This is a genomic window from Gracilibacillus salitolerans, from assembly GCF_009650095.1.
Classification (GTDB): domain Bacteria; phylum Bacillota; class Bacilli; order Bacillales; family Amphibacillaceae; genus Gracilibacillus; species Gracilibacillus salitolerans.
Window position 1 is genome coordinate 2,496,724 of sequence record NZ_CP045915.1, and the last position, 18,287, is coordinate 2,515,010.

15 protein-coding genes are annotated in these 18,287 nt (G+C 37.2%); 11 read left to right on the plus strand and 4 right to left on the minus strand.

Going from position 1 to position 18,287, the window contains the following annotated elements; all coding sequences use genetic code 11:
- Nucleotides 1-104 precede the first annotated feature (104 nt).
- From yidD to plsY, 3 genes are all read right to left on the minus strand, one after another.
- Nucleotides 105-317 carry a membrane protein insertion efficiency factor YidD gene (gene yidD, locus GI584_RS11700; protein ID WP_407647417.1) on the minus strand — a complete coding sequence of 71 codons (213 nt, stop codon included), beginning with the start codon at nt 315-317 and terminating at the stop codon, nt 105-107.
- Between the two features lie 20 nt (nt 318-337).
- Entirely contained in the window at nt 338-1,267 is a 930-nt protein-coding gene (gene folE2, locus GI584_RS11705; RefSeq protein ID WP_153791339.1) for a GTP cyclohydrolase FolE2, read from the minus strand.
- Between the two features lie 106 nt (nt 1,268-1,373).
- Nucleotides 1,374-1,958: a glycerol-3-phosphate 1-O-acyltransferase PlsY gene (gene plsY / locus GI584_RS11710; protein WP_100360500.1), complete on the minus strand. Its 585-nt coding sequence runs from the start codon at nt 1,956-1,958 to the stop codon at nt 1,374-1,376.
- A 217-nt stretch (nt 1,959-2,175) separates the two neighbouring features.
- On the opposite strand from plsY, the gene GI584_RS11715 reads away from it, so the two are divergent.
- From GI584_RS11715 to GI584_RS11730, 4 genes are all read left to right on the plus strand, one after another.
- Nucleotides 2,176-2,589, plus strand: coding sequence for a CoA-binding protein (locus tag GI584_RS11715; RefSeq protein ID WP_100360499.1), 414 nt, complete (start codon nt 2,176-2,178; stop codon nt 2,587-2,589).
- A 73-nt stretch (nt 2,590-2,662) separates the two neighbouring features.
- Complete coding sequence (parE, locus tag GI584_RS11720) at nt 2,663-4,615, plus strand: DNA topoisomerase IV subunit B (RefSeq protein WP_100360498.1); 1,953 nt, start codon at nt 2,663-2,665, stop codon at nt 4,613-4,615.
- Nucleotides 4,616-4,779: 164 nt separating this feature from the next.
- The gene (gene parC / locus GI584_RS11725) at nt 4,780-7,233 is read left to right on the plus strand and encodes a DNA topoisomerase IV subunit A (protein WP_153791340.1); all 2,454 of its coding nucleotides are present in this window, start codon (nt 4,780-4,782) and stop codon (nt 7,231-7,233) included.
- Between the two features lie 180 nt (nt 7,234-7,413).
- Nucleotides 7,414-11,019, plus strand: coding sequence for a dynamin family protein (locus GI584_RS11730; protein WP_153791341.1), 3,606 nt, complete (start codon nt 7,414-7,416; stop codon nt 11,017-11,019).
- A 94-nt stretch (nt 11,020-11,113) separates the two neighbouring features.
- On the opposite strand, the gene hisJ is transcribed toward GI584_RS11730, so the two are convergent.
- Nucleotides 11,114-11,920, minus strand: a complete 807-nt coding sequence (hisJ, locus tag GI584_RS11735; protein ID WP_100360495.1) for a histidinol-phosphatase HisJ — start codon at nt 11,918-11,920, stop codon at nt 11,114-11,116.
- A 173-nt stretch (nt 11,921-12,093) separates the two neighbouring features.
- On the opposite strand from hisJ, the gene GI584_RS11740 reads away from it, so the two are divergent.
- Genes GI584_RS11740 through hisIE form a run of 7 tightly spaced genes read left to right on the plus strand, consistent with a single transcriptional unit; the run spans nt 12,094 to nt 17,708 of the window.
- Nucleotides 12,094-13,218 carry an ATP phosphoribosyltransferase regulatory subunit gene (locus tag GI584_RS11740; RefSeq protein WP_153791342.1) on the plus strand — a complete coding sequence of 375 codons (1,125 nt, stop codon included), beginning with the start codon at nt 12,094-12,096 and terminating at the stop codon, nt 13,216-13,218.
- A complete protein-coding gene (hisG, locus tag GI584_RS11745; protein WP_100360493.1) occupies nt 13,215-13,835 on the plus strand; it encodes an ATP phosphoribosyltransferase in 621 nt (206 codons plus the stop codon). The genes GI584_RS11740 and hisG overlap by 4 nt, the downstream gene beginning before the upstream one ends.
- Nucleotides 13,832-15,115: a histidinol dehydrogenase gene (gene hisD, locus GI584_RS11750; protein WP_153791343.1), complete on the plus strand. Its 1,284-nt coding sequence runs from the start codon at nt 13,832-13,834 to the stop codon at nt 15,113-15,115. Before hisG ends, hisD begins: the two co-directional genes overlap by 4 nt.
- Nucleotides 15,115-15,702 (plus strand): imidazoleglycerol-phosphate dehydratase HisB, encoded by a 588-nt coding sequence (gene hisB, locus GI584_RS11755; protein ID WP_153791344.1) that lies wholly within the window; start codon nt 15,115-15,117, stop codon nt 15,700-15,702. Before hisD ends, hisB begins: the two co-directional genes overlap by 1 nt.
- Entirely contained in the window at nt 15,699-16,316 is a 618-nt protein-coding gene (gene hisH, locus GI584_RS11760) for an imidazole glycerol phosphate synthase subunit HisH (RefSeq protein WP_153791345.1), read from the plus strand. The genes hisB and hisH overlap by 4 nt, the downstream gene beginning before the upstream one ends.
- Nucleotides 16,313-17,071, plus strand: coding sequence for an imidazole glycerol phosphate synthase subunit HisF (gene hisF / locus GI584_RS11765; RefSeq protein ID WP_153791346.1), 759 nt, complete (start codon nt 16,313-16,315; stop codon nt 17,069-17,071). The genes hisH and hisF overlap by 4 nt, the downstream gene beginning before the upstream one ends.
- Entirely contained in the window at nt 17,061-17,708 is a 648-nt protein-coding gene (hisIE, locus tag GI584_RS11770; protein ID WP_153791347.1) for a bifunctional phosphoribosyl-AMP cyclohydrolase/phosphoribosyl-ATP diphosphatase HisIE, read from the plus strand. Before hisF ends, hisIE begins: the two co-directional genes overlap by 11 nt.
- Nucleotides 17,709-18,287 lie beyond the last annotated feature (579 nt).

An 18,287-nucleotide genomic window follows, 5' to 3' on the forward strand; every position in this document is an offset into this window, starting at 1 on the left:
AATCTTCATTCGAAATAGATAAAAACTATGCACTATTGAAAACATTTCCTCCTTCATTGTGCCCTTGGATGACAGTTTATTTCTTCAAGCAAAAAGACCAAGCGTTAGTGCTCGGTCTTTTTACTGGGGGCAGGATCAAAGCCTCCAGGGTGAAATGGATGGCATTTTAATATTCTTTTGATGGATAAATAGGTTGCTTTGAATAGGTTAAACCGTTGAAAGCATTCCAGACTATAGTTTGAACAAGTTGGTTGAAACCGGCAACTTGGTAGAAACATTGGACTGATAAAACGTTGGTAAAAACGAATGAATGCCATAATTATTTTTTTCAAATTACTCACCTCGGGCGATGAAGTGCTTTATCATACGTAATGGATGCAACAGCATCATGTAAATGAATGGATTCTTCATTTTGACATGTTACCGTGAACTTTTCAATGAACGGCAATTCATATAAATCTGCCGCCACTAACCGAACCATATCTTCCACAAAGCGAGGGTTTTCGTAAGCTTGCTCGGTGACCATTTTTTCATCGGGTCGCTTTAATACTGGATGAATACGTGCACTTGCATTGCTTTCCGCAGCTTCTAATAACGCTTGTTTCCAGTCAACGTCATCCTCTTGGTAGTCAGACGTTAATTCTGCAGTCATCTTGACGTTACCACGTTGATTATGCGCGCTATACTCACTGATTTCTTTTGAACAAGGACACAATGTAGTAATCGTACCTTCAAGTGACACTGTAATGTTATATCCTGAATTTTTATCATAAATCATCGTGATTTCTGCATCTGCATGATTCATACCAGTCATGTTAGATGATGGTCCGCTACGCTCGAAGAACCATGGAAAAGCGACTGTAATTTGATTATCATCCTGTTCTAATCGATCTGCCATTTCCCTAGTAAATTGTTTTAATGTTGAAACGGACAACTCGAACGAATTTCCATTACTATAGTTTTGTATCATTTCGGTAAAGCGGCTCATGTTTGTCCCTTTGTGACTCTTCTTAATCGAAGAAGTCATTTTAAATGTCCCAATGGTCGTTTGCGTTTCAGGCTTCACCTTACTTGAAACTTGTATCGGGTGTTTGACATTGGAAATTCCGACTTGATCTATATCAAATAAAAAGTCTTTTTTTGTATTTTGTAAATCGGGCATTTTTTCTTTTTCAGTTGGTTTCGTTTTTTCACCTGGTTCAACTGAGCCAAACAATTTATGTCTTTCTGTTTTGCTTGGAAGTTGTTTGGTGCTAAAATCTTTCATGATTAGACCCCTTTCGTCTTCAACTATTTCAAAGTATACTTAATCTTAGTATAATATTCAATTTAAAATGCTTGAAAAAAGGATCTAACGGTTCTGTTAGACCCTATTACATCCATTTAATTTTAGGCTCGGTTTTGTTCATAATTCTTTTTATATTTGCTTGGTGTCGATATATCACAAATGCTGTTAAAATAGAAATGACGACAATTAACCCGATATCTTGTTGCACAATGCTAACAATTATTGCAATAATACCAGTTAACATGGATGATAATGATACATATTTTGTGAAATAAAGGATAACTAAAAAGCTGCAGATCATAATGACAAATACTAACGGGTTAACACCTAAAATTACCCCTGAAGAGGTTGCTACAGCTTTCCCTCCTTTGAATTTCGCGAAAATTGGGTACGTGTGTCCAATTACAGCGAAAATCCCGACTAACAGGGGATAAACATTTTCTGCTTGAAAAAGTACCGGTAGAACAGCTGCTAAAGTCCCTTTTAAGATATCGACTAAGGTTACCGTCATACCAGCTTTCATTCCAAGTACACGAAATGTATTTGTAGCTCCTAAGTTGCCGCTACCGTGTTCTCTTATATCTTTTTGATAGCCAACTTTACCTACAATTAGTCCTGTTGGTATTGAACCAAGTAAATAGGCAAGAATGATAAAAATAATATACTCCATCATCAAACTCCTTAAATATAATGTTATGATTGGGTTGACTATATTTTAGCATGATGTCATAAAAAAGAGTACATGCAATATTTAATTTTTTCTTCATCTATGATAAAAAAGAAGAGGAATTAGCAAGAAATGGGTAAAAAAAGGTATAACTTCTTACATGTAGACTTGCGTCAAGGCCTATTAAATGGTTTAATCAATAAAAATGAGGTGTAACAATATGAAGCCGGAAAGTGAACAACAATTAATGCATGAAATATTAGAAAAAACAAAAACAATTGCAGTTATCGGACTTTCAGATAAACCATATCGAACGTCGTATCAAATTGCAAAAGCTATGCAAAATGAAGGGTATCGCATCATTCCAGTGAATCCGAATGTGGAACAAGTATTAGGTGAAAAAGCATACGATGCAATAGAAGATGTGAAAGAGCCTTTTGAATTGATCAACATTTTTAGACGATCCATCTACTTGAAAGAGTTAGCTAAAGAAATCGTAAATACGGATGCTGATTATGTTTGGATGCAACAAGGTGTTATAGATAATGAAGCATACAACTATTTAATTAAACATAACAAACAGGTTATAATGGACCAATGTATAAAAGTCGCACACGCCGTTATAATGAAATAACTTTACAAACAAGAATGTATGTTCTATATTCTAGTTATAGAGGTTAGTGTAGGGAAGGGGTATTGAGAAAGTAATGAGCAATAATACAACGTATAGTGATGATTCGATTCAAGTTTTAGAAGGTCTGGAAGCTGTAAGAAAAAGACCAGGGATGTATATTGGTAGTACAGATGCCAGAGGGTTACATCATCTTGTCTTTGAAATATTAGATAATTCAGTTGATGAGGCATTATCCGGTTATGGTGAAAAAATCACCGTAACTATTCATCCAGATCAAAGTATCACTGTATCGGATAATGGTCGTGGTATGCCAACTGGTATGCATCAAACTGGGAGACCAACTCCGGAAGTAATATTAACCGTGTTACATGCTGGTGGAAAGTTCGGGCAAGGCGGATATAAAACAAGTGGTGGTTTACATGGTGTAGGTGCATCAGTTGTAAATGCTTTGTCGGAATGGTTAGAAGTTAGAATCGAAAGAGACGGTGCTGTTTTTTATCAGCGATTCGAGAATGGTGGTAAGCCGGTTACAACACTAGAGAAAAAAGGGAAAACGAAAAATACAGGAACAACAATCACTTTTAAACCTGACCGTTCGATTTTTTCCACTGATATGTTTCAGTTTGACATATTGGCAGAAAGATTAAGAGAAGCTGCCTTCTTGTTAAAAGGAATTACTATTGATTTAATTGATGAAAGAAATGAAGGGATAGAGGAGTCTTACCATTACCCGGACGGACTAAAAGAGTTTGTCTCCTACTTAAACGAGGAGAAGGATGCGCTTCATGAGGTGGTTGCATTTGAAGGGGAACATCAAGGAATGGAGTTAGATTTTGCCTTTCAATTCAATGATGGATTTGCTGAGAATATTTTGTCATTTGTTAATAATGTACGAACAAAAGACGGAGGGACCCACGAGTCTGGTGCCAAAACCGCAATCACAAGAGTTGTAAACGATTATGCAAGAAAAGTTAATCTTTTAAAAGAGAAAGACAAAAACCTAGAAGGTAATGATATTCGTGAAGGTTTCACAGCAGTCATTTCAATAAAAATAACTGAAGAAAAACTGCAATTCGAGGGGCAGACAAAAGGAAAGCTCGGTACTGCTGAGGCTCGATCTGCTGTCGATACGATTGTAGCAGAGCAATTGCTTTATTTTCTCGAAGAAAATCCGGACAATGCTTCTATGCTGATTAAAAAAGCAATTCGTGCTAAAGATGCTCGTTTAGCTGCACGTAAAGCAAGAGAAGAAGCAAGAACCGGCAAGAAAAAACGTCGAAAAGATGCTTTGCTGAGTGGTAAATTAACACCAGCACAATCCCGAAATCCAGACACAAATGAACTTTACCTTGTGGAGGGTGATTCAGCTGGTGGATCAGCAAAACAAGGTAGAGATCGAAAGTTTCAAGCAGTATTGCCTTTAAGAGGTAAAGTAGTAAATACGGAGAAAGCAAAATTAGTTGACGTATTGAAAAATGAAGAGATTTCTACGATTATTCACACGATTGGTGCAGGTGTCGGCAGTGAATTTTCTCTTGACGATGTCCAGTACAATAAGGTAGTAATTATGACAGATGCCGACACGGATGGTGCCCATATACAAATCTTATTACTTACCTTCTTCTATCGTTATATGAGACCATTAATTGAAGCGGGTAAAGTATTCATCGCCTTACCTCCTTTATATCAGATTTCAAAAGGAAAAGGTGCCAAGGCACAGATAGAATATTGCTGGACCGAAGAAGAATTAGCAGAGGTTACCAAGAAATTTAAAAATGGTTATCAATTGCAGCGCTATAAAGGTCTAGGAGAAATGAATGCTGACCAGTTGTGGGAAACGACGATGAACCCTGAAACTCGTACTTTAATTCGGGTAACCATTGATGATTTAGCAAGAGCGGAACGAAGAGTGACAACATTAATGGGAGATAAAGTAGAACCTCGTCGTAAATGGATTGAATCTCATGTGCAATTCAGTTTAGAAGATGATGAAAATATTATTGATAATGAAAACATTCAAATTTAAGGCATTATCACGGTGCTATTCGTCCGTGAAACCTTCAAGGTTCAAGCAAATCAAAGAAGCTAAGTGGGGGACAACGGACGTTAACGCCCTGTTAAGGTCGCTATCCATCAGAGGGGATCAAAAACCCCTACTGAAGGAAGTCTCACTTTATAGGAGGAATTTCGTTGGCAGTAGAAGAAAAGTTTTTAGATCTCCCCTTAGAGGATGTGATGGGAGATCGTTTTGGACGTTATAGTAAATACATTATCCAGGATCGTGCATTGCCTGACGCACGTGATGGGTTAAAACCAGTACAACGCCGAATTCTTTTTGCAATGCATGAAGAAAAGAACACACACGATAAATCGTTCCGTAAATCAGCCAAAACGGTTGGTACAGTAATCGGTAATTATCATCCACATGGTGATTCATCTGTATATGAAGCTATGGTACGACTAAGTCAAACTTGGAAGGTTCGTAATGTCTTAGTTGAAATGCACGGTAACAATGGTAGTGTAGATGGTGACCCACCAGCAGCGATGCGTTATACGGAGGCGAGATTATCCGCTATCGCATCAGAGCTAATTCGTGACATTGATAAAGGAACCGTTGATTATATCCCTAACTTTGATGATACGATTGATGAACCAGTTGTACTACCAGCAAGAATACCTAATTTGTTAGTTAATGGTTCTACTGGTATTTCTGCAGGTTATGCGACTGAAATTCCACCTCATAATTTAGGGGAAATCATCGATGCCATCATCAAACGCCTAGATAAACCTTCTGTAACGATAGAAGAATTAATAGACATTGTAAAAGGGCCAGATTTTCCTACCGGTGGAATTATTCAAGGATACGAAGGACTAAAGAAAGCTTATCAGACAGGCAAAGGAAAAATAGTCGTACGCGGAAAGGCTACTATTGAACCATTAAAAGGAAATCGCGAACAAATCGTAATTGACGAAATTCCATTTGAAGTGAATAAGGCTGTCCTTGTAAAACGAATGGATGAATTACGAATTGATCGTAAAGTGGAGGGAATCGCAGAAGTTCGTGATGAAACAGATAGAACTGGTTTACGAATCGTGGTCGAATTGAAACGAAATGCAGATAGTCAAGGTGTGCTCCACTATTTATATAAGAATACCGACTTACAGATTACCTATCACTTTAATATGGTGGCCATCAAAGATAAAACTCCGCAATTATTAAATTTATTACAAATGATTGATGCTTATATTGAACATCAGAAAGAAGTTGTCACAAGACAAACGAAATTTGATTTAAACAAAGCTGAGAAAAGAGCACATATTGTTGAGGGTCTGATAAAAGCTGTTTCCATTTTAGATGAATTAATTCAAACCATTCGTGCATCCAAGGATAAGCAAGATGCCAAAAAACGTATTATGGAAGCATATGATTTTACTGAGCCCCAAGCAGAAGCAATTGTCACATTGCAATTGTACCGCTTAACCAATACAGATATTACAGCTTTAGAAAAAGAAGCTAATGAACTTCAAAAAGCAATATCTGAATATCAGGCAATCCTAGCCGATGAAAAGAAATTATTATCTGTGATTAAAAAAGATCTCAGAAGTATGAAAAAACAGTATGCTGATGCTCGCCATACAAAAATCGAAGAAAAGATCGAGGAATTAAAAATTAATGTAGAGGTAACAGTAGCCAGTGAGGACGTAATTACATCTGTTACAGAACAAGGCTATGTAAAACGAACAAGTATCAGGTCGTATACTGCTTCAAGCGATGAAGATTTTACGATCAAAGAAAATGATCATTTAATCTCATTATTAGAGTTAAATACGACAGACCACTTGCTGTTGTTTACGAATAAAGGACGCTATGTGCCAATACCAGTTCACCAGTTACCTGATATTCGTTGGAAAGAACTCGGTCAGCATTTATCGAATATAGCTGCCCTTGACAAAGACGAGACGATCGTTAAAGCCATTCCAATTAGGGAATTTGCCAAAGATAAATATCTTATCTTCTTTACCAAAAATGGCATGGTTAAGAAAAGTACATTAGATTTATACGTTTCTCAACGCTTTTCTCGACCACTAATTGCTTTGAACTTGAAAAAAGATGACGAGTTAATCAATGTTTATGAGACAGACGGCAATCAAGATATATTTGTAGCCACAAATAAAGGTTATGGACTTTGGTATCACGAATCAGAAGTTTCAGCCATTGGTCAGCGTGCTGCTGGTGTGAAAGCAATCCAACTAAAAGCTGATGAATATGTTGTCAATGCCGTAATGATGGATGAACTACAAGAGAAGAGACATTTGTTTGTAACTACCCAAAGAGGTGCTTGTAAGCGAATGACGATTGATCGATTTGAGAAATCATCACGGGCGAAAAAAGGGCTAGTGATGTTAAGAGAATTAAAGGCAAAGCCACATCGCATTGTCGGATTTGATATAGTCGATAGCGAAGATCTTATTTCATTAATAACCAATAAAGGCGAAATTCATAAAGTAAAACCAATGGAACTACCAATAAGTGATCGTTACAGCAATGGATCATATGTGATCGACACCGACCTTGAAGGAGAAGTAACAACCATCAAACAAAAAATGGAACTAACCAAAGCATTTGACGAAGAAAAGGAATAAGATAAAAAGATACCCAGCTTATGGCTGGGTATCTTTTTGTACACTTTTTCATTATGTAAAACAACTGCAGTAACTAATATTCATTGTTTATATCATGGTTACTAGTAGAAAACTATTAGCAATAATTCCAAAAAATCAGTATAATGGGAAAATAGAATGATCAATCAAGGAGTTTAGATAATGTTGACAACGAGTAAACAAATGGTAGATAAACAACAATTAGCAGACTTATACCACTTTTTTGACCAAAAAAAGGAACCACTCTATCAAGAGCAAATACTTGATTATTATGCAAAATTAGAACAAAAGATGTTGCATGTTTGTTTTAGTGGGCACTTTTCAGCAGGAAAATCGACGTTAATCAATCATTTAATGAACGAAACATTATTACCGCAAAGCCCCATTCCAACCAGTGCAAATATTGTAGAGATAAAAAGGGGAGAAGAAGGGGTCATTGTTCATTTTGCAGATCAACCTGCCATTAAAATGAAAGCTCTTCCGCCTATAGATAGGTTGCATCAATTATGTCGTGATGGAGATGAAGTAAAAAAGGTAGAAATATTCAAAAACATGGAAGCATTGCCTCCGGGGGTAACATTTATGGATACCCCTGGTATTGATGCTGCCAATGATGCAGACCGCGTAATGACCGAATCAGCATTGCATCAAGTTGATGTATTGTTCTATGTGATGGATTATAACCATGTTCAATCAGAGGTAAATGCACGATTCTTGAAACAAATCGATGAAATGAATAAACCGTATTATGTCATTATTAATCAGATGGATAAACATGATGAAGCTGAAATAACTTTTTCTGATTTTAAAGATAGCTTAGAGCAGGTGTTTAAGCAATGGGATATTAACCCTGAACAAGTCTTTTATACTTCCATGTATGACACAGAAAAGAAAATCAATGAATTTGATCAGTTAAGAACAACGATCATTCAGCTAATGACGGCAAATCATCAGGATGTTTTACAGGATACTTTATGGCATGGTACAGAATACTCGGTTTATCAAAGTATCCAAGAAAAGCAAAAACTAATGGATAACAGACTTACTGATTTAGAGGACGGACTAAAAGATATAGAACTTCCTGAAGCGTTGTATGAAGAGGTTCAAGATCATTATCAAGCTTTACAAGAAAAGAAAAAGAATATAGAAAAAGAATATTTACATGAAGTTGAGCAGACAACGAAAAACGCTCAACTTGTTCCGTATGAAATCCGTGAGAAAGCGGAGTATTTGCTACATTCCTTTGATCCGAAATTTAAGGTTGGTCTTTTCCGCAATCGAAAGAAGATAGAATCGGAACGTGATGAGCGATTAGTGACGTTTTACCAGGCGATGAAAGAGAAAGTAGAAGTAAGTTTAGAATGGAAATTAAGAGATAAAATGTCGGAATTTTTAAAACCTTTTGTATCTGTTCACTTTTCGGAACCTATTTTTGAACAGCAATTCCAAGCAAATGATCTGGTGAAACTGATGAATGAAGGCGCGACTGTTAATGGTGACTATATTCTTGTCTATACTGACCAGGTATCGGCTGCGATAAAGAAAATGTATCGTCAATTTTATAAAAACAAATGGTATGAATTAAGAGATAAGATTCTATCTCCAGTTGAAGAACATTTAAGTGAGAAGAAAAAAGAACTGGAAACAATAGAAAGGTATCAAACCATTCAAGCTGAAATGGATCAAATAAAGCATGAATTTAATGCGTATAAAGATAACGTTGAATCCATTTTAAGAAAAGAGCTTACTTTTGGAGAAGAGGAATTACTTGCGATCCAGAAGGAATTGGATGCTAGAATTATTGATAACGTGATGGATATAAAAGAGCTTCCGGCAAAAATGAAAGAAACTGAAAAGAAAAAACAAGATCATTCGCAACACAGAAAAGATAATAATATTCCTTTGTATTCTTTTAATGAAACCGTTACGGATGTAGAAGAATTAAACCAAAAATTTAAAGGGATCAATGAGTTGGATTCTATTCGTCGAGAGATACGCAACAAAAAAGAACGACTTAGTAACCGCTCGTTTACGATTGCATTATTTGGCGCATTTAGTGCAGGGAAATCTTCGTTTGCCAATGCATTAATTGGAGAGAAAGTGTTGCCTGTTTCCCCAAATCCGACAACAGCTGCCATTAATAAGATTAGTCCCGTAAATGATAATTATCAGCATAAAGATGTCTATGTAGTGATAAAACAGGAACAAGAACTATTAGCAGATATTCAGGAAATTTTCGAGGGTAATTTCCAAAATCTATCTGAGGCGTATAAATGGATCCAAAAAACAAAACTAGACAAATTAGATATCGCCGATCAACACAAGTCATTTCTAACCGCTTTTTATAACGGATTTAGTGTGATGCAAGATAAAATTGGAACCGATTATGTCATTGGTTTTGATGATTTTCAGACGTATATTCGCGAAGAAGAGATTGCATGTTTTGTTAAGGAGATGGAACTTTTTTATGACTGCCCATTAACAAAGAAGCATATTACGTTAGTGGATACACCTGGAGCAGATTCCGTTAATGCACGACATACAGATTTAGCATTTTCCTATATCAAAGATGCGGATGCAATCCTGTTCGTAACGTATTATAACCATCCATTTTCCAAACCTGATCAGCTGTTTTTAGAACGGTTAGGAAAAGTGAAGGATGCGTTTGAATTAGATAAAATGTTTTTTATTATAAATGCAATTGACTTGGCGAAAGATGAACAAGAAGAACAATTAGTCATTGATTATGTTCGAAATGAATTACAACAATTTGATATAAACGACCCGAGAATGTTCTCTGTCTCAAGTAAAAAAGCAATCAAAGAAAAAAGTGAACGTACTGGATTGCCGAAATTTGAACAATCCTTCTATCGGTTCGTAAAAGAAGAATTAACCCAAATGAGTATGCGTTCCATCTATACAGATATGCACAGAGCAAACGCCTTAGTCGCGAAATGGCTGTCTATTATCAATGGGGATCAAGCAGAAAAAGAACGATTAATAAAGCAAGGTAAAACCAATCAAACAGAAATTGAACGTGTAATCGAAGAACGAGATCATGGTTCATATTTTGATCAAGTCATTCAAAAACTTAACAAACAAAGTTTTTATGCGAAGCAGCGGTTTTCGATTCAATATCCCGATTTATTCAAGGATTATGTTAACCCTGGTGCAATTCAATCGAATGGTCGCAAAGGCAAAAAAGAAGTAGAAACAGCACTCATTGCACTATGGAAAGCAATAGACACACGTTTAAAGCATGAGTATGAAGCTATTTCGATCCGCTTGGAGCAAAGCTTTAATCAATCGTTACAACAAATGCGCCAGGATATACAAACTAAAATAAAGCAAGTTGACCCACAATTTTCGTTATCGGAATTAGAAGATATTACTTTATCTGAACCAGAATTACATGTAAGACAAAGAGAAGCAGATAAAGGTTTATTAACCAAGTGGAGTAATCCTTATAAAGATACAAAAAGCTTTTTTGCTGGGGAAGGTAGAAAAGAGCTCGAAGAATACACTAACGAGTATTTTAATCAGACATGGGAAGAAGCTGTAACTAAAATGGAAAAAGACTTAGTGACTTTCTATCATGAGCAATGGATGCACTATGATCAAATGGTTTGGGAACAGTATCATAAAGAAACAAACACATACTATCAGCAAGTGATAGAAGGCATTGAAAATCAGGAAGAAAATAAAGAGCAATTGGTCGCAATCAAAGATTATTTAGATCAAGTGTTAGATGCCAAAATACATGCTTAAATGATGACTACACGCTATATAAATTTAATCTAGTCTGACTATCATAAAAATGAAGGACAAACCCAGTTAAGCAAGCATTTGTCCTTCATTTTCATTATTTATTAACTTTTAATTGGTCAAATCCACGCGCAATAGTACCAGAAACGTGACTATCGGAACCGGGTTTCCAACGTATTCCCTTTTGTATCGCTTTTTCGATGATCGGAAGTGGTGGATATAGTTCCTGACAATCTTCTTTATATAGACCCGCTGTGTTAACGTCTAATTCTAAATGATGCTCTTGTATTAGATCGAGCAATCGTTCTATTGTCACATTATAGCTCTGATCAACAGCATATTTGCGTTGATATTTGTGAATTAAAGTTAAGTGACCGATTCGATTTGGTTTAAAAGCTCCAAGGTCAGAAATAATTGCCTTTTCTATTGTTCGGTAATATTTGTCGTAGACTGCTTCAACACTACCAAATAACTGAATGATACGAGCAAATTCTTCACTGCTAAAATCTAAGCATACATAGTTATAATCAGGTGTTCTTAACATATGTACAGATAAAATAGCATCATCGATATAGTGACTATATCGATCAAGGAATGAAGTAGTCGCTTCTTCATAGCCTTCAATATAATCCACTTCAAAGCCTAAATTAATTTTTATTTGCGATTTATATGTCTTTTTGGCATTCTCAATCAGCTGGATATAAGCATCTAGGTCTTCCCATGACATTGCACTGTCTTGATCTGGTGTTGGATCAGTAAAATCTACCGGCAACGGTGCATGCTCAGTAAAGCTTAATTCTTTAATACCTTTTTCAAGGGCTTGCTCTATGTACATCTCGATACTATCATTTGAGCCATGCGGACAGAAGGGGGTATGTACGTGATAATCTCCATTCATATGCATACAAGACATCTCCTTATGTAAATAGGTTTGATTCTTATTGTATACAGAATTCACTAAAATGAAAAGCAATGATTGACAGAATTGAAAAAAGTATGATATTGTAATATTCAGATACAAACACTTTATCACGGTAGAGTGGTAAATCAATAAAGCAAAAATAGGATGTGAACGATATGTTTTTACCAGCAGGAAGTCAAGACGAAACAGGTATTCAAATCTCCAACCGGCTACGAGCATCAGAGATATTTAGACGAGTCACTCAAAAACGGAATTTTCAGCAAATCTCTACACCAGTAGTTGAGTATGCTCAAACATTTACCAACGAGGTAGCTGGTATGGACTTACATTCCATGCTGAAATGGTTTAATGGTGCAGGGGAAATTGAAGTACTAAGGCCGGACTGGACAGCAGCAATTGCACGAGCGATCGCTGGACAGCATCCATCCAAACAAAAGTGGTCGTATCAAGGCAGTGTGTTTCGCTTTGACAAAGAAGATACCGAGAACAGACAGGCAGGTATTGAAATCGTTCATGCCGATCGTTTTTTTGGGGAGGCAGAGAGCCTGCTTACCGCTGTGACTTATTTAAATAATTTAAACATTGATACTTATGTGATAGAACTAGGACATACCGGAATTTTTGATGCATTGATTTCACCTTTTACATTTAGTAAACAGGAGGAAATGGAATTGTTGAAAGCAATGCATGATAAACGATCGGATCTTGTCGAAGAAATTGTGGGGAAGGCAGGAAATTCGGAGCTGGTAAATCCTTTACTTGCATTAATCGATGCATATGGTTCTCGTGAAATTATTGAGCAATATCGAAAGCGTTGGGCAGATCGTGGTGATTTAACCGAGATTTTAAACCATATTGACAAGTTGATTGATTTACTCGAAGCCTCGGGTGTAACGGAAGTAATTGTCGACCTTGGTCGTGTTAAAAACCTGCCTTATTATGATGGCATCATGTTTAGAGGTTTTTTGACTAATGACGGATCGACTTGTTTCTCTGGTGGCAGGTATGACCGCCTCTACGAACAATTTGAACAAACAACTTCTGCAGTAGGCCTTGCGTTTGATGTTGATGAATTAGCCAAACATATGGAACCGGAACAAGAACCGGAAAAAATTTGTATTATTGCTTCTCCTGAAACACACGCAATTGCTGAGAAGTACCGCATGGAAATGGATGAACAAGTAGTTGATATCCAATACGAATTAAAGAATCGAACAGCCTACCATAAAATTTATCAAGTGGTAGAGGAGAACAGTCAGTATAAGGTGGTCGAACAATGAAGCCAGTAATCGCACTAACAAAAGGACGACTAGAAAAACAATTTTTAAATTTTTTCGCAGGTTTAGGATATGATGTCGAAGCCTTATTAGAAAAAGGAAGAAAGCTTCAAATTGAAACAAAGGAATTTTCCTTCTTTTTTGCCAAAGGAGTAGACGTGACAACCTATGTAGAAAACGGTATTGCAGATATAGGTGTTGTCGGTGGCGACATTTTAATTGAACACCAACCCGATGTTTTTAATTTATTTCCGTTACCATTCGGTCATTGTCGGATGGCGCTTGCGACGAAAATAGATTATCAGTGGCCTGAACAAAAGAAGCGAATTGCTAGTACATTTACCAATATAACCAAATCATATTTTAAAGAAAAAGGTGAATCGGTAGATATAATTAAATTAGAAGGTTCTGTTGAGTTGGCACCAATCTTAGGCCTAGCTGATGCGATTGTCGATATTGTTGAAACAGGAACGACACTCAAGGAAAATGGTCTTGTAATAGAAGACGAATTTTTGTCATTTAGTGCTAGATTAATTGCCAATCGTTCATCATTAAAAATTAAACGAGATCAATTAGTTCCTGTTATTGAACGGTTTAAGGAAGGAGCGAGAAACGTATGATTCCTTTATTGTCGATCGAGGAATTTTTAGCGAAAGCAGCGCCCGAAAAAACAAATAGTCAAGAGCAACAAAAATTCTTGCAAGCAGCGAGTACTATTATTGCTGATGTACAAGAAGACGGAGATCAAGCGGTTCGCTTCTTTATCGAGAAATTCGATGGGAAAGCACCAGCAAGATTTTTAGTATCAGAAGAAGAACGAAAAGCGGCATGGGATGCGGTAGATGACGAAGTAATACGCGCATTACAACGTGCAGCTGATAACATTCGTGCGTTTCATCAAAAGCAATTAAATAGTTCTCGGATGATGCAAGCAGAAGGAAATGTAATCTCAGGCCAACTATATCGTCCCATTGACCGTGTAGGTATTTATGTACCGGGGGGAACAGCGGTATATCCATCGTCCGTTTTAATGAATGCTATCCCAGCTGTCCTTGCTGGTGTTAAAGAGGTAAATATGGCAACACCGGTTAAAGATGGCGAAGAACTCGCACCGATTTTAGCTGTTGCAGCTGACATCGCTGGTGTAACAAATATTTTTCGGGTAGGTGGTGTGCAGGCTATTGCAGCACTTGCTTACGGAACGGAATCCATTCCAAAAGTTGATAAAATTGTCGGCCCAGGAAATGCTTATGTTGCGGCAGCGAAAAAGTTAGTTTATGGTGATGTTGGGATAGATATGATCGCTGGTCCAAGTGAGGTAGCGATTATTGCTGATGAATCAGCAAGTCCTGCTTATGTTGCTGCTGATCTGATCGCACAGGCAGAACACGATACAAATGCGCGTGCCTTTCTCATTACAACCTCTCAATCATTAGTAGAAGCTGTCAATCAAGAACTAGTCAAACAATGCCAAGTATTACCGCGTAAAGAGATCGCGACTACTTCTTTACAAGAAAAAGGTGCAGGTGTAGTGGTAGAAACATTAACTGAAGCATTTGATGTGGCAAATAGGATCGCACCAGAGCACTTAGAAATCCAAGTAAAAGATCCGTTAAGCTACTTAAGTAAAGTAAGACATGCCGGATCGGTATTTTTAGGTCATTATACGCCAGAAGCCTTAGGGGATTATTTTGCAGGACCTAACCATGTACTACCAACATCGGGTACCGCTAGATTTTCATCCGGTTTGTCGGTCGATGATTTTGTCAAGAAAACCACCTACCTCTACTATACAGAAGAGGCTTTGCGAGAAGCTGGTGATGATGTGGTGAGAATTGCTAATCAGGAACAGTTAGAAGGACATGGCCTTGCGGTACGTAAACGTTTGGAGGAGAAATAATGAGAACAGCTAGTAAAAAAAGAGAAACATTAGAAACGCAAATTGAGGTTTCCGTTAACCTAGATGATCCAAAGGAAGTTAGTATCAAAACAGGGGTTGGATTTTTTGATCATATGTTAGAAGCATTTGCTCGTCACGGTCGTATCGGGCTTGTCGTCCAAGCTTCTGGTGACTTGCATATTGATAGTCACCATACCGTGGAAGACGTCGGTATAGTGTTGGGTCAATTAATCAAGGAAGCACTTGGTGATAAAAAATCAATCAATCGTTTCGGAAGTGCTTATGTGCCAATGGATGAGGCTCTAGGCTTTGTTGCACTCGATATTAGCGGACGACCTTACCTCGTATTTGATGCGGAATTTTCCAATAAAAAGCTCGGGAATTTCGATACGGAATTAGTTCAGGAATTTTTACAGGCTTTCGCTTTCCAATCTGCCATTACGTTGCACGCAAAAGCCTTGTATGGACATAACACACACCATAAAATTGAAGCGATATTCAAAGCGCTTGGACGTTCGTTGGGAGAAGCAATTCGAATTAATCCGGATATTCAAGGGGTTAATTCTACAAAGGGGTTAATCGAATGATTGCTATTGTTGATTATGGCATGGGAAATGTAGCAAGTGTTAAAACAGCTTTTCAACGATTGGGGTATGACGTAGAAATCACTGATTCCGTCGAGCGTTTAGAAGCTGCAAGCCACATTATTTTACCTGGTGTTGGCTCATTTCAAGCGGCAGTCGAAGAGATCAATCAGCGTAATTTAACCGAACCCTTACGCAGACTTGCAAAGGAAAAGCCTTTTTTAGGCATTTGTCTCGGGATGCAATTACTGTTTGATCAAGGCTATGAAAATGGCATTTCAGATGGCCTTGGACTGATTCCTGGAGAGGTTAATAGGATAGAAACAGAATATATCTTGCCTCATATCGGTTGGAATCAGTTACAAATTGAAAACAACAATCAGCCTTTTGCATCGTTTCAGGATAAGCATGTCTATTTTGTGCACTCCTTCCAAGCAAGGACGGGACAACAATATCTTGTCGCAACAGCAGAGTATGGCACGAAGGTTCCGGGGATTGTACAAAATGGTCACGTATACGGTATGCAATTTCACCCGGAAAAAAGCGGAGAAGTTGGCGTTGATTTGTTAAAATTATTCATGGAAAAAACCAATGGTGATAGGGGGCAACAAGCATGATTGCCAAACGTATTATTCCTTGCTTAGATGTGAAAGAAGGAAAAGTAGTAAAAGGTACCAATTTTGTGGGTTTAAGGGAGTTAGGTGACCCGGTAGAAATGGCCTCTAATTATTCCAAAGATGGAGCAGATGAAATCATCTTTTTGGATATCTCTGCTACAAACGAAGGGCGCCAAACGATGGTTGATATTGTAAAACGGACCGCTGAGCAAGTTTTTGTCCCTTTTACTGTTGGTGGCGGAGTTAGAACAATTGATGATGTAAACCGCTTGTTAAAAGCAGGTGCTGACAAAGTAGGAATGAATTCAGCCGCTGTAAACAACCCGCAACTAATTACTGAATCTTCTGATCGTTTCGGTGCACAATGTACGGTGATAGCAATTGATGCAAAACGAGTAGGTGAAAAATGGCACGTAATGACACATGGAGGTTCCAAAGACACCGGTATTGATGCCATTGAATGGGCAAAAGAAGCCGAAAGTAGAGGAGCAGGTGAAATTCTGCTGACTAGTGTAGATACAGATGGTGTCAAAGACGGTTTTGATTTACCGTTAACTGATACCGTGGTCTCAGTTGTACGTATTCCTGTTATTGCATCAGGTGGTGTCGGGAAACCTGAACATTTTCCTGAAGTTTTTAATAAAACCGATGTTTCAGCAGGTTTAGCAGCATCGATCTTCCATGAGAATACCTTCACAGTGAAACAAGTAAAAGATGTCTGCATCGATCAAGGAGTGAATATTCGTGAAGCCTGATTTTTCAAAAGGACTTATACCAGCAATTGTAACCGATTATTATACAAAAGATGTTTTAATGCTTGCTTATATGAATGAAGAAGCGTTCGAAAAAACGTTAGAAACGAAACAAACATGGTTTTATTCCCGGTCACGTGATGAATTATGGAATAAAGGTGCGACATCTGGAAATACGCAAGAAGTGCACTCGATTGATTTAGATTGTGATCAAGATACATTATTGATTCAAGTGGTCCCAGCAGGTCCAGCCTGTCATACTGGCGAGACTTCATGCTTTTTTAACCGGGTAGCTGAAAAGGAAACCAATTTTGATGCTTCGATTATTGAGAATGTGATGAAAGAAGTGGAAGAGCGTAAAACAGAACGTGTTGAGAATTCCTACACCAATTATTTATATGATAAAGGCGTCGATAAGATTGGTAAAAAAGTAATCGAAGAAGCTGGCGAAGTAGTAATCGCTGCGAAAAATAATAATAAGCAGGAACTAACGAACGAGGTTAGTGATTTGCTTTATCACACATTTGTGATAATGGCCAATCAAGGTGTGTCATTAGAAGATATAAAACAAGAATTATCCAACCGTTTTGCTAAGAAAGGGAACAGTAAAGGCGATCGTGCAGAAATTCAAAAATGGTGATATAAAAAATCTTCACTTTGTACGTTACAAGTGGAGATTTTTTAATTAATGAAATTATAAACCGTTTTGAAGTAGAACTATTACTTTGATACTATTAAGATATCCAAAATTAATGCTTTAGAAGGGGGGAAGTAATGGTTTACAAAACCACTTTTATTACAATCTCAGAAGACTCGCCAGTTACCTCAGTTATTATACCACTTCCATTGAATATGATTTAATCAGTAATAACCCTTACAAATATACGCAAGCAATAGGTTATATCAAAATCTTCTCTAGGTTCTAAAATATTTTTGAAGTATTGCTCCAAATATTTCAACCACCTCACTAGATATGATGTATGGATAAAGATGGATATTAAAGGGTGATTTTGTGGTAGATAACAGAGTAAATGATTAGAAGATGATGCAGGTTTTTGGATTTATTATTGTTATCATTATATTGCATACTGAACCAATTATTACTAACTGGTTTGGAGAAGCCTGGTTTATTTCTATATTTGCTGTTATAGGGTACTTATAGGTGTTAGTTTTACGTTTATTTATAAATGGAAGGAAAAGAAGTTAACTAAAAAGTAGA